Below are 13,525 nucleotides of genomic sequence, written 5' to 3'. Positions count from 1 at the left end.
GGTCGCCGCCTTCTTCACCTGCGCGCCTTCCAGTGTCACGAAGCTGGGGCAGAACCCTTTGAGGCAGGAAAAATCCTTGTTGCAGGACGACTGGTCAATCGCCCGCTTTCGACCCAACTCGGTCTCTTTCGGCACGATGGACACACAGTTCGACTGCACCCCGCAATCGCCACAGCCCTCGCACACATCCGTGTTGATGAAGACGCGCTTGTCGATGTCCGGAAACGTCCCGCGCTTGCGCCGCCGCCGCTTCTCGGCTGCGCATGTCTGCACATAGACGATAACGCTCACACCCTCGGTCTTGGCAAAGCGTTCCTGCACTACCGGCAGCTCCGCCCGCTCATGGGTCGGAACGCCGGACGGAAAACGCGACACATCCACGTCTTCCTTTTCGTCATAAACCACGGCCACATGCTCACAGCCCATAGCCCGGACTTCATCAACGATCCTATAGGGATCAAGGCCACCCTCGTTCCCCTGTCCGCCGGTCATGGCAACAGCGTCATTGTACAGGATCTTGTAGGTGATGTTCGTACCCGCGGCCAAAGCCGCGCGAATGGCCTGCACGCCCGAGTGGTTGTAGGTGCCATCGCCGATGTTCTGAAACACATGGTCACGGGTCGAAAACGGCGCCTCGCCGATCCAGTTCGCTCCTTCGGCCCCCATATGGGTGTACCCGATGGTCTCGCGGTCCATCCATTGCACCATGTAGTGACAACCGATGCCAGCATAGGCACGCGAGCCCTCGGGCACCTTGGTCGATGAATTGTGCGGACAGCCCGAACAGAAATAGGGCAAGCGGGCCGCGATATCCTCGGCATTGTCGGACCGGCGCGCCTCGTCCAGCTTGACCAGACCCGCCTTTATCCCATCAGTATTGCGGCCTTCCTCAATGAGGATGCCACCCAGCTTCTCAGCAATCAGGATCGGGTCCAGCGCCCCGCGGGTGGGAAACAGCTCTTCGCGGTGCAGGCCACCGGCGCCGCCCTTGTACCAGCCGTAAACGCGCCGCCCCCGCCGGTCGTCAAAGATCGCCTCCTTGATCTGCACCTCGATCAGCTTGCGCTTTTCCTCGACCACGACAATCAGATCGAGCCCCTCGGCCCAGTCATGGAACCCCTGCATGTCCAGCGGAAAGGTCTGCCCAACCTTGTAGGTCGTAATCCCCAGCCGCTCGGCCTCGTTCTCATCGATGTTCAGCAGGTTCAGCGCATGGACCAGGTCCAGCCAGTTCTTACCCGCCGCGACAAAGCCAATCTTGGCCCCAGGCTTGCCCCACATGCGCTTGTCCATGCGATTGGCGCGCGAAAACGCCTCTGCCGCAAAGCGTTTGTGGTCAATCATCCGCGTTTCTTGGTCCGTCGGCGTGTCGATCAGACGAATGTTCAACCCGCCCTCGGGCAGTTGGTAGTCCGGCACCTTGATCGTCATGCGGTGCGGGTCGCCATCCACCACGCTGGTGGCCTCCACCGTGTCCTTCATGGTCTTCAGGCCAACCCACAGCCCCGAAAACCGGCTCAACGCCCATCCGTAGACACCATAATCCATGATCTCCTGCACACCTGCCGGAGAGACAACAGGCATGTAGGCATCAATCAGCGCCCATTCGGACTGGTGCAACACGGTTGAGCTTTCACCGGTGTGGTCGTCCCCCATGGCAACCAGCACACCACCATGTTTCGACGATCCCGCCATATTGGCGTGTTTGAACGCGTCGCCAGAGCGGTCTACCCCCGGCCCCTTGCCGTACCACAGACCATAGACACCATCGAACTTGCCCTCGCCCCGCAACTCGGCCTGCTGCGCACCCCATAGGGCAGTTGCTGCCAAATCCTCGTTCAAACCCGGTTGGAATGTCACGTCATGCGCGGCAAGCTGCTTCAGCGCCCGCGTCATCTGCATGTCCACGGCCCCAAGCGGAGACCCGCGATATCCCGTCACCAGACCGGCGGTGTTTAGCCCCGCGGCGGTATCCCGCACCTTCTGCATCAGCATCAGGCGAACAAGCGCCTGAGTGCCGTTCAGCAAAACGGGTCTCTTTTCAAGATCGTAGCGGTCGTTCAAGGAAATCTTCTGCGTGCTCATCGCTGGCCTCCCCTGCCGTGATCAGTCTTGCATATTCTCAGTTGAATAATAGGTCACATACTCTGACCTTACCAGAAAATTCTTCTCGTGTTTCCGGTTCCGGTCATTGAAGCGATGTGAAAAAAGACAATTTCGGATACGGTAGCGCAAACGTTACGAAAGTGGTGCGAATGGACTGGGATAAGTTACGGATATTTCACGCGGTCGCGGACGCGGGCAGCCTCACACATGCGGGTGACAAGCTGAATCTCAGCCAATCCGCCGTGTCCCGGCAGATCCGCGGGCTCGAAGAATCGCTGAATGCCACCCTGTTTCACCGCCACGCGCGTGGGCTGATCCTGACGGAACAGGGCGAATTGCTGTTCGACGCCACAACGGCCATGAACAAGCGGCTCGATACGGCAAGCGCCCGCATCCGCGACAGCGAAGAAGAAGTGTTTGGCGACCTGCGCGTGACGACCACCATTGGCTTTGGCACGCTCTGGCTCGCCCCGCGCCTGGTCAAACTTTACGAACAATACCCCGACCTGCGCGTCGACCTCATGCTCGAAGAGCGCGTGCTCGACCTGCCCATGCGCGAAGCCGACGTCGCCATCCGCATGAAAGAACCCAGCCAGGCCGACCTGATCCGCAAGCGCCTGATGACGGTCAAGATGCAGCTTTTTGCCACCCAAACCTATCTGGATGCCAAAGGCACGCCTGAAAGCCTCGATGATCTGATGTATCACAGGCTGATCTGCCAGAACGTCAACTCGGCCCAGGTGGGGGCTGGCAGCAACCTCGTTCAGCACCTTCTGACCTATGAAGTGCAGTCGCTGCTCACCGTGAACAATTATTACGGTGTGTTGCAAGGTGTGTTGCAAGATCTCGGGCTTGGCATCCTTCCCGACTATGTCTCGTTGGATGACCCGCGACTCATACAAGTCTTGCCTGAAATTGAATCCGCGGATGTGCCCGTTTTTTTAGCATATCCGGAAGAGTTGCGGGCCTCCAAGCGGATTGCCGCTTTCCGTGACTTTGTACAAGAAGAAATCATCGCATACCGTAAGATGCTGAGGCAAAAAGAAAAAACTTGAGATATGCGCGAAACGCATAGCAGCCATGCCATCACCCATGCAGAAAGTGCCTTGATCGGGGGCAACTGCATCCCTACCTCGCCTATTGAAGAGACACGGCGCATATCGCGCTATCTTCATACCTCCCTGTTGGACTTGGCCGAGCTTCGCGCTCGGCCTTTTTTTATCGCCACGTTGCAACGAATCCCTTTTCCGGTCATGCCGGAGAAAAAGACTTTGCGCCGGGGGGCCCATGTTTTTGATGAATGTCCTGCTGCGGACAATTGTGTTCGCTTTCTCATTGTCCATTGCTGTTGGCGCATCCGCGCAAGGTTTGTCCGTCACGGGCGGCAGTTCATCTTCCAGTGAAACAGTCCCGGAGCTGCCCGACCCACTGACCGAAGAAGCGGTGAACGCCCTTATCTCACGGCTCAGTGATGCCGAGGTGCGCGTTCTGCTGCTAGACCAGATCAACGCACCACCCGCCGTGTCACCTGAAGATGCCGACGAAGAACTTGAAGGGTTCCTCGAGACTGTGACCACCGGTGCGTTTTCATCCGTGACTGCAGCGGTCCAACGTCTGCCCATCCTGTTTTCCGAACAAGGCAAAGCCTTTTCCAACTTCGCCAATTTCGTTGGCACCAACGGCTTACTTAACCTGGCGGGGTACTTCATCCTGGTGTTCGCCGGGGCGCTCGTTGTCGAAATTGTTTTCCGCAGGGTCGTCCGACCTTGGCTGGTCCTGCCCGAGGTTGCCGGGGACGCCCCCGGTCTCAGGGATGCGCTTCAGCCGCTTGGAAAACGGCTGGTCGGAGAGGTTGGCGCCGTTGCAGTGTTCCTGGTCGCCGCAGCTTTGATCAATCGGCTGATCGTTCCCGCCTACTACCATCCATTTCTGTCGCTGGTGGGTCCGTGGTTGATTGGCCTGCCACGCATGGGCGTCGCCGTTGTCCGATTTCTCATGGCGCCCACCGCACCCGCCTACCGTCTTGTGCACGGCACAACCGAAACAGCGCGCGCGATGACATTTCACATGTTCTGGTTCTGCCTGCTGATCGGGCTTGGGGCTGTTATCATCCCCTTTAACGCCGCCAACGGCGTGGCCCCGGGCGAAACGCGGATCGGCTTCTGGATCAACCTGTCAGTGCATCTTTATGCCGCGCTGATCGTGTGGAGATATTGGGACCCCTGCGTGCAGATGATGCGCGGCTCGGATCCGGATGTCAGCCCAACCGAAGACTGGATTGCCCGCGCCTATCCCTATTTCGCGATCTTCGTGGCCTTGGGCACGTGGTGGGTTGTCAACGTAGTCGCCAGCACGGGCAACTTCGCCTTGCTCGGCTCGGCCCCGCACTACAAAACCATGGGGCTCTTGATGTTTGCGCCGGCCATGGACACCGCCATTCGCGGCCTTGTTCGGCACCTCGTACCACCCATGACGGGCGAGGGTGCCATAGCCGAGCGGGCATACTACGCGACCAAGCGCTCTTATATCCGGATTGGCCGTGTGATCGTGTTTGGCATCGTGTTGCTTGCGATTGCCGGCTTCTGGGGCATGTCCCCCGAACGGATTGCCACCGCCGGCGTGGGCGAACGCTTTGCCGTGCATCTGATCGAGTTCCTTATGATCATCTCGTTCGGCTATCTGGTCTACGAAGTTGTGTCGCTGGTCATAAACCGCAAGCTCGCGGCGGAAATGACGGCCTCGGGTTATGATCCGGAAAACGAGGAAATGGGGGGCGGCGATGGCGGCGGCGCGGGCGGCTCTCGCCTGTCTACGGTTCTGCCTCTCATTCTCGGTGTCAGCCGCGCCTCAATTGTCGTTCTCTTCTTGCTTCTGGGGCTCAGCAATGTCGGCGTCGACACGACACCGCTTCTGGCCGGTGCCGGTATCGTGGGTCTGGCCATCGGTTTCGGCGCACAGAAGCTGGTCACGGATGTTGTGTCCGGCATCTTCTTCCTGGTCGACGATGCGTTCCGCACCGGCGAGTATGTCGAAGTCGACGGCACCATGGGCACGGTCGAAAAAATCTCGATCCGTTCGATGCAACTGCGCCATCACCGCGGCCCTGTGCACACCCTGCCCTACGGCGAGATCCCCAAGATCACCAATTACAGCCGCGACTGGGTGATCATGAAACTGCGGTTCACCGTCCCTTTCGGCACTGATCCCAACAAGGTCAAAAAGATCTTCAAGACCATTGGGGCCGAGATGATGGAGGACCCGCTGTTCAAAGAAGACTTCCTGCAGCCCTTCAAATCACAGGGCGTGCTGGAATTTGACGACGTGGGCATCGTCATGCGCGGCAAGTTCATGGCCAAACCCGGCACCCAGTTCACCATCCGCAAAGAGTTGCTCACCCGCGTGAACAAGAAGTTCGAAGAGGCCGGCATCGACTTTGCCCGCCGCGAGGTCCGCGTGGCCCTTCCCGGCCTTGATGAGCAGGACAAACTGACAGAACAGGACAAGGCCACGATCGCCGCAGCCGCGACGCAAGCCGCGCAAGAGGTGACCGATCAAGCCCCTGCGGCGGAGAAGCCGGGAGACTGAATCGTTGGCCTGGAAATAGGAAAACGAACTCTATTCAGTCACGTAACATCGCATTCCGGTGTGGTGGAATAGGGTGATCGACACGTGCTCGTGACAACATCTTTCCTTAGGGAAACCCGCGACCATTTGATGGGCAACAGCATCAAAAAGGAGCCTGTTGTGACACTTGTTAAATCGACTCTCGCCGCGCTAACCTTCGGCCTCACAGCCACTGTTGCGCAAGCCACCCTCAGCCCTTCAGACATCGCCGCCATCGATGGCAAAAGTGGCATTCGCGTCTATTCTTCAGATGGCGACTTTGTGGGACTAACCAATGGCCTACGTATCTACCAAGATCGCACGCGGCTGTTCCTCATACCGCGGGCCGGCTCTATTTTCCGTCTTCGTAGCAAGGACGTCGTCGTCACGACAAAGACAGACAAACTCAGCCTACGTGACGGGAATATCGTCATTGATGCAGCCACTCAACGCCTCAGAAACAAGGCGAGGTCATCTTCATCCGATGGTGATGGCACCGTCACGATTTTGCTCCTGAACTGAGTTTTTGGGAAACATAGTGTGTCTGCCCATCCAGTTATGATGAAACTTGATTGGCGCGGCGCACGAGAGCGCCCCAAGCGGAACACCTGCGGCTCTTGACCTGCTTTCAGGACACGACCCAAAGCCGGAGGGGCGCTTTCTACTGGAACAAACACCGTAAAGGGTTTGATGTCCGATCAAACGTTGAAACCCAGGGAACCAGACAGCGCATTCAACACCATCAAGCCGGCCTAACTTTGGCAAGCTAAGACTTGCGCGCCATTTCAAAATGGCAAGCCGTCGCCATAATCTTGTCAAGCGATCATCCCAATGTATCGCATTCCAGCAACGTTGCGCTTGCACCACATTGGTTTCCAATCAATGTCGGAAGATTTTCGCTGCAACCGGTTGCAAGCGAAACCAATGACTTACATGATTTCAACCATAGATTATCACAAGCCATTCAACATAATTATGCCGTGTTCGCAATGAGTTGCTGGTCCAATTGCTGTCAATTGTCCGACTAAATTCAACCAATAGCTTTGTAACGTATCCGATGACAAATCCGCTGTCGGATTGGAAAACATTTGAAAGGAACACCATCGTGGCACTAGACAAACTCTTGCTCGCACCAGATGACGAATTCAAATTCCATCCCGAACCCACAACGCTGATACCAACACAAGCAGCAGATGCTGCTGCAGCGTTTGACGCTGCGCTGAGCGTGCGCAAACATGACATCTCCGAGCTGACAGAAGAGCAAACTGAAAATCTGTCCGAGGCGATTGGCTCCATCAATTCAATCCAAACATCGAACATATCAACGATCGAAGACGCACAGGCCTTGCTGGGCCACAGTGTCGACCTCAACGCGGTCGAGAACCTTGAGACGGCAGATGGTGCGGCTCTTGCTGGCCTTGCCACCAAAGATGGCAAAATCTTTGTAAATGACGCACTGACAGGCGAAGAGCTGCGCCAAACACTCATCGAGGAACTGGCGGAGGCGGCTTACTACACAACATTTGGCTCGGCATCTGAGGGCGATTTTGGCGCAGAAATCGAAGCTCGCATACATGGACGTGCCAGCGATGCAGAACTGGCTGCGCTTGCGACATCTGAACAGAGTGACACTGTTCAAACCGAGTTCGGTGAAGGTCAGGCCAGAACCATTGGCGAGCAACTCATATTGGACAACAGGTTCGCTTCCATGGTGCAAGACCAAACACCACAATACAATGGCGGATCGGTAAAGGTGAATTCCTTTGCGAGCATCACCGGAAACATCTTCTACTCTGATGTGTCCGACACGTACTACAACGACATGAACATCACCAACTCGCAAAACCTTGACCTCAACAACGACGGTATCGTTGATCAGTACAAGTATGTCGGCTTCTCGCCTTGGCAGGGGACGACGTTCCGAGAAGTCACATCAACCGATGTCAAGAAACTGGTTCCTACATCCAAGTCTACAACGGCCCTTACAGGTCAGGGTGAAAGTTCGACAACGTGGGTCACTCGAGCAAACGAAACGATTACCACGTCTGAGGAATTCAAGTGGAACGATAAGCTTGCCATCAACGGATCGGTCAAAGTTGGTGGCACTCCATTTGGAGTTGGCGTCGACATCACAGTTGGCGCTGAGGCTTCAACTGAAAGCGGCGGCGGCACCAAAACAGAACGATCCTTTTCGGTTGGCAATGAGGTCCGCGAAACCTACACCGTTGATGGCGGAAAATACGCACCCGGTACGACGGTATCATACGGCATGCACGCGGCAATCGGTGATGTAAATTACTTCGAGTCTTTGCAGCACACCTATGAAATTACAAATGCCGCGGCAGGTTCGAGCAAATTCGTCGACATCCAATCTGCCCGCAATCATAGGGAAACCGACCACTTGATCGACATCGTGGCGACTGACTTTAACGTTGCCAACCCTCCGATAGACGAGCTTTTTGGATAAGTGAATCGTGAGGGCGCCGATGGCGGCGCCCTCGCCACTACAGGCAAAACACCCGCAAAGCTAACATAGTCATTTATGCTCACAGCGACCGCATCCGGTCGTGGCCCAGCCTGCCGAAAAAGTGTTAAATTCCACCAAAGCGACCGCACGGTGAACTAAGCAACTGATCCCTCTGAACGATCAAAAAGCGATGAAATTACCGTAAACGCAGCGAACAGGCTGTCCCCGCGGGGACAAACCCTTTCCCCTGCCCCGTACCTGCTCTAAAGAGCAGTCCAAAGCCGGGGGACACCACATGCCAGAACCGAAAATCACCGAAGATCTGATCGCAAGTCACGGGCTCAAACCCGACGAATACGAGCGCATCCTCGAGATCATCGGACGCGAGCCTACCTTTACCGAGCTCGGCATTTTTTCGGCCATGTGGAACGAACACTGCTCGTACAAATCCTCCAAGATCCACCTCAAGAAACTGCCCACCACCGGCCCTCAGGTGATCTGTGGTCCTGGTGAGAATGCAGGCGTTGTTGATATCGGGGACGGTCAGGCCGTGGTCTTCAAAATGGAAAGCCACAACCACCCCAGCTACATCGAACCATACCAGGGTGCCGCCACCGGTGTGGGCGGCATCTTGCGTGACGTCTTCACCATGGGTGCCCGCCCGATTGCGTCGATGAACGCGCTGTCCTTCGGTGAACCCGATCACCCTAAAACCCGCCAGCTTGTGCATGGTGTGGTCGAAGGCATCGGCGGCTACGGCAACGCCTTTGGTGTGCCTTGCGCGGGCGGAGAAGTGCGGTTCGACCCAGCCTACAACGGCAACTGCCTCGTGAATGCCTTTGCAGCAGGTCTCGCAGACGCCGACAAAATTTTCTACTCCGCCGCGTCCGGCGTCGGAATGCCGGTCGTATACCTCGGAGCCAAGACCGGCCGCGACGGCGTGGGCGGAGCAACCATGGCCTCCGCCGAGTTTGACGACACGATCGAGGAAAAGCGACCTACCGTACAGGTCGGCGACCCGTTCACCGAAAAGCGCCTGATGGAAGCGACGCTGGAGCTGATGCAGACCGGCGCCGTGATCTCGATCCAGGACATGGGGGCCGCAGGTCTAACCTGCTCCGCCGTCGAAATGGGCGACAAGGGTGGGCTTGGCGTCAAACTGAACCTCAACGATGTGCCTGTGCGCGAAGAGAACATGACCGCCTACGAGATGATGCTGTCCGAGTCCCAGGAACGCATGCTCATGGTTCTGAAACCGGAACTGGAGGCAGAGGCCAAGGCCGTGTTCGATAAATGGGATCTGGACTTTGCCATCGTGGGTGAAACGCTTCCCGAAGACCGCTTCCTGATCGAACACGACGGCGAGGTCAAAGCCGACCTGCCGCTGTCCAAACTCGCCTCCGAGGCGCCGGAATATGACCGCCCTTGGGAACCCACCCCAGAGGCTGGTCCCCTCGGGGACATCCCAAGCATCGACCCTATCGACGGCCTCAAGGCGCTGCTGGCCAGCCCCAACTACGCCGCGAAGCAGTGGGTCTTTGAACAATATGACACGATGGTCATGGCCGACACCGCCCGTACGCCGGGTCTGGGGGCCGGGATCATGCGGGTGCATGGCACTGACAAGTCCCTTGCCTTCACGTCGGACGTCACCCCTCGCTACGTCAAGGCCAACCCCGTAGAGGGTGGCAAACAGGCAGTCGCCGAAGCATATCGAAACCTGACAGCGGTGGGCGCCAAGCCATTGGCCACAACAGACAATCTGAATTTCGGCAACCCCGAAAAGCCCGAGATCATGGGGCAATTTGTAGCTGCGCTCGATGGAATTGGTCAGGCTTGCAAAGCGCTCGACATGCCCATCGTGTCGGGCAACGTGTCGCTCTACAACGAAACAGACGGCACCGGCATTCTGCCCACCCCCACCATCGGGGCAGTTGGGCTGATCGACCACCCCGACAACATCATCGGGGGCGACGTGCGCGAGGGCCATGTGGCCTTGCTGGTCGGGGACTGCGGTGGGCATCTGGGCCAGTCGGCAATCCTTGCGGAAGTGTTTGGACGTACCGACGGGGACGCGCCACATGTGGATCTTGATGCCGAGAAGCGGAATGGCGATTTCATTCGTGAAAACAGACACTTGATTAATGCCTGCACCGATTTGAGTGACGGGGGCCTCGCCCTTGCCGCCTTTGAACTGGCAGAGGCAGCAAATGTCGGCGTATGGGTCGACGCCAGTGAGATGGGCAGCTTCTTTGGCGAAGATCAGGCGCGCTACTTGGTAGCCTGTTCCTTTGACAAAGCCGAAGCATTGATGATCGCTGCGGGCAAGGCAGGTGTGCCTATCGTTTCTGTTGGCAAGTTCTCGGGCGACACGGTGTGGATGGGCAACAGCTCGGCCCCGCTGTCGGACTTGTCGGACATCTATCGCAACAGCTTTGCCGATACTTTCGCCTGACGGGGGATGATTGCGAGATTTTTCGTACGAAAAATCTTTACCCGGATCAGGCCGTGATCATCTGAAGCAAGCGGTCGCGATCGCCGACATCGTCGCGGATAGAGATGACGCGCGCCAGCTCTTCTATGGACGCGATTGAGTGGCCGGCGCGGAAGCTGTCCACATGGGGCAGCATTGCCGCGATGCCCCGGGCGCGCGGCGCGAAATCCTCCCACCTTAACAATGGGTTGATCCATATCAGGCGTTGCGCCGACAAGTGCAGGCGCTCCATCTGTTTTGCCAACGCATCCGGGTCGTCACGGTCAAGGCCGTCGGTGATCAGCAGAACCACGGCGCCCTGCCCCAATACGCGGCGGGACCAGTCGCGATTGAACGTTTCAAGGCACGACCCAATCCGCGTGCCGCCTTCCCAATCCTGCGCTTCTGCCCCGGCGGCTTGCAGCGCCGCATCCACGTCGCGCTGTGCCAGATGCCGCGTGATGTTTGTCAGCCGCGTGCCGAAGGTGAAGGCGTGAACCTTGGCCCAGCCTGCGCCTTTTGCATTCGCCACCGCATGTAAAAAGTGAAGCACGACGCGGGAATACTGGCTCATGGACCCGGAGATGTCGCAAAGCGCCACGAGGTTCGGATAGCGGACCCTGGGCGTTTTCCATTTCAGGTCGCGCATCTCTCCGCCCTGGCGCATCGCTGCGCGCAAAGTACGGGCAGGATCGACACGGCCCAACCCCGCAGCGCGTGTGCGGCGCGTCGGCATGGGATCGACCGGCAAGGCCATGCGGGCCAGCATGGCCTTGGCCTGCGCCATTTCTTCCGTGCTCATCTGCTCGAAATCGAGGGATTTGAGCTGTTCTTCGTTGCTCATGGTGAGCGAGGCGTCGATTTCGATCTCGGTCCCGCCCTCTTCCATGTCGGGCAGGTCGATGTCGTCGCCTGCGCCGTCAAGCAGTGCCTCGGCCGCGCGTTTTTCGGCGGCTTGCCCGCCTCGGTCTTCCTGCACACCACGCACTGCAGGCAGCATCGCAGCCATCATATGTTCGAGATAGCGTGGGTCGCGCCAGTAGAGGCGGAAAATCTGGGCAAAGACCGCACGGTGTTCCGGCTTTGAGACAAAGCAGGCATGGAGCGTCCAGTAAAAGTCGCGCTTCTCGGTAAAACCCGCCTTGGTGACGGCAGTGATGGCATCCATCACCCGGCCCGTGCCGATAGGTAGGCCAGCGCGGCGCAAGGCGCGGGCGAAATGGGTGATGTTGCCCGCGAGCTTCGGGTTTTCGGGGAGTTCGAGCGGGGCGTATTCAGGCATGTGGACGCTCCAGATGCGTACAAATCTTGTCTGCCGCGCTGTCAGCAGACAGGTTCGTGACATCCAGTACGGTTGCAGCAGCCGGAATAAACAGCTTGTCCCGGCTTCGAATGGTTTTCAGCACGTCACCATCCGTTAGCTTGTCACCCCCTGCCCGAGATGGGTCCGACAGACGACGTTGGTTTTCGTCAATCGACAGGTCCAACACAAACAGATGCAACGGCGCGTTTCGGTCGCGCGCAAGATCAAGCGTGGGTTGGAAAAGCGGTTTCGCAGCCGGTTCATCCGCCAGAGCATCGGTCAGGACAATGGGCACATCGTTTGGCAACCGACGCGCATGGTCGAGGATGAGGCTTCGGACCTCTTCGCGCATGGCGATGCTTTCCAGCGTATCGCGCGCATAGAGTGCCCGCGCGGCATCCAGCATCAGGTGATTGTGGATCAGTCTCCCGCCCAAGCGGTTGGCAACCCGCTGCCCAATGGCTTTCTTACCCGCGCCAGGCCAGCCACCAATATGGATCACGGGTGCGACGGCCATCAGATCATGCTGGTTCCAGCGATGCCTTGGCCTCGTCCAGCAGGCGTTTGGCTTCGGAGCCTTGGAGTTTCTGGATGTCGTCCTGGTACTTGAGGATGGCGCCGAGCGTGTCTGCTATGACCTCGGGGCTGAGTGTCAACACATCGAGCGCCAGCAGGCATTTGGCCCAGTCGATGGTTTCGGCGACGCCGGGTTTCTTGAACAGATCCTCGGTCCGGAGGCGTTGAACAAACGCCACCACCTCGCGGCTGAGTTCTGCGGCCGCTTCAGGGGCGCGAGCGTTCAGGATTTCCATCTCGCGGTCGAAATTGGGGTAGTCGACCCAGTGATAGAGGCAACGGCGTTTGAGCGCGTCGTGCACTTCGCGCGTGCGGTTGGAGGTGAGGATGACGATGGGTGGTTCCGGGGCCTTGATCGTGCCCAGCTCGGGGATCGTGACCTGAAAGTCCGAGAGCGCTTCGAGCAGGAAGGCCTCGAAAGGTTCATCCGTGCGGTCCAGTTCGTCTATCAAGAGGACAGGTGCACCGTTTTCATCGGGTCGCATAGCATCGAGTAGCGGGCGTTCGATCAGGTAATCATCCGAGAAAAGCTCGGTTTGCAGTGCCTTGCGGTCGGCCCCGCCGGATGCTTCCGCCGTGCGGATCGCGACCATCTGTGCCGGGAAGTTCCATTCGTAGACGGCCGAGGACGCATCAAGCCCTTCGTAGCATTGCAGCCGGATCAGGCGACGGCCCAGTGCGGCTGCCAGTGCCTTGGCGATTTCGGTTTTGCCGACACCTGCTTCGCCTTCCAGGAACAGAGGGCGGCCAAGCGACAGGCTGAGGAACACGACGGTCCCGAGTGCGCGGTCACAGACATAGCCTTGGTCGGCCAGCATCGTCTGGACGGCGTCAATGGAGGTGGGTGTGTGCATCGGGTTTCCTTCCTTGCGTCCAAACTGCATCGCTGGGCGGTGTCGTCAAGGCCTCCTAAAGTCCTGTGCGTTGACGGGATTCGCGAGAAATGGCATGGTGTTAACGGGATAAGAATGAGGTTCGCGGCATAGATACGGGGACC

General features: G+C 58.1%; 9 protein-coding genes. 5 read left to right on the top strand and 4 right to left on the bottom strand.

Translation table 11 applies throughout. The features are described 5' to 3' along the window. On the bottom strand, positions 1-2,085 hold a 2,085-nt coding region (locus tag IE087_RS14030), incomplete at its 3' end, for an indolepyruvate ferredoxin oxidoreductase family protein (RefSeq protein WP_189369958.1). A gap of 170 nt (positions 2,086-2,255) precedes the next feature. Here IE087_RS14030 and IE087_RS14025 point away from each other — a divergent pair. From IE087_RS14025 to purL, 5 genes are all read left to right on the top strand, one after another. Beyond that, positions 2,256-3,161, top strand: a complete 906-nt coding sequence (locus IE087_RS14025) for a LysR family transcriptional regulator (RefSeq protein ID WP_189369957.1) — start codon at positions 2,256-2,258, stop codon at positions 3,159-3,161. Positions 3,162-3,393: 232 nt separating this feature from the next. Next, complete coding sequence (locus IE087_RS14020; RefSeq protein WP_189369956.1) at positions 3,394-5,691, top strand: mechanosensitive ion channel family protein; 2,298 nt, start codon at positions 3,394-3,396, stop codon at positions 5,689-5,691. A gap of 84 nt (positions 5,692-5,775) precedes the next feature. Further along, a complete protein-coding gene (locus IE087_RS14015) occupies positions 5,776-6,231 on the top strand; it encodes a hypothetical protein (RefSeq protein ID WP_189369955.1) in 456 nt (151 codons plus the stop codon). Between the two features lie 583 nt (positions 6,232-6,814). After that, on the top strand, positions 6,815-8,176 hold the full coding sequence (locus tag IE087_RS14010; protein ID WP_189369954.1) for a hypothetical protein: 1,362 nt from the start codon (positions 6,815-6,817) through the stop codon (positions 8,174-8,176). Positions 8,177-8,471: 295 nt separating this feature from the next. Beyond that, on the top strand, positions 8,472-10,631 hold the full coding sequence (purL, locus tag IE087_RS14005) for a phosphoribosylformylglycinamidine synthase subunit PurL (protein WP_189369953.1): 2,160 nt from the start codon (positions 8,472-8,474) through the stop codon (positions 10,629-10,631). Positions 10,632-10,677: 46 nt separating this feature from the next. On the opposite strand, the gene IE087_RS14000 is transcribed toward purL, so the two are convergent. Genes IE087_RS14000 through IE087_RS13990 form a run of 3 tightly spaced genes read right to left on the bottom strand, consistent with a single transcriptional unit; the run spans position 10,678 to position 13,382 of the window. Further along, positions 10,678-11,931, bottom strand: a complete 1,254-nt coding sequence (locus IE087_RS14000) for a vWA domain-containing protein (protein WP_189369952.1) — start codon at positions 11,929-11,931, stop codon at positions 10,678-10,680. Then, entirely contained in the window at positions 11,924-12,469 is a 546-nt protein-coding gene (locus tag IE087_RS13995) for a P-loop NTPase family protein (RefSeq protein ID WP_189369951.1), read from the bottom strand. Before IE087_RS13995 ends, IE087_RS14000 begins: the two co-directional genes overlap by 8 nt. 4 nt (positions 12,470-12,473) lie before the next feature. Beyond that, positions 12,474-13,382 carry an AAA family ATPase gene (locus tag IE087_RS13990; RefSeq protein WP_189369998.1) on the bottom strand — a complete coding sequence of 303 codons (909 nt, stop codon included), beginning with the start codon at positions 13,380-13,382 and terminating at the stop codon, positions 12,474-12,476. Between the last annotated feature and the right edge of the window lie 143 nt (positions 13,383-13,525).

This window comes from Tateyamaria omphalii (assembly GCF_014651375.1).
Classification (GTDB): Bacteria; Pseudomonadota; Alphaproteobacteria; order Rhodobacterales; family Rhodobacteraceae; genus Tateyamaria; species Tateyamaria omphalii.
The sequence above is the reverse complement of the archived record's forward strand: the minus strand, read 5'-3'. Positions and strand labels throughout refer to the sequence as shown.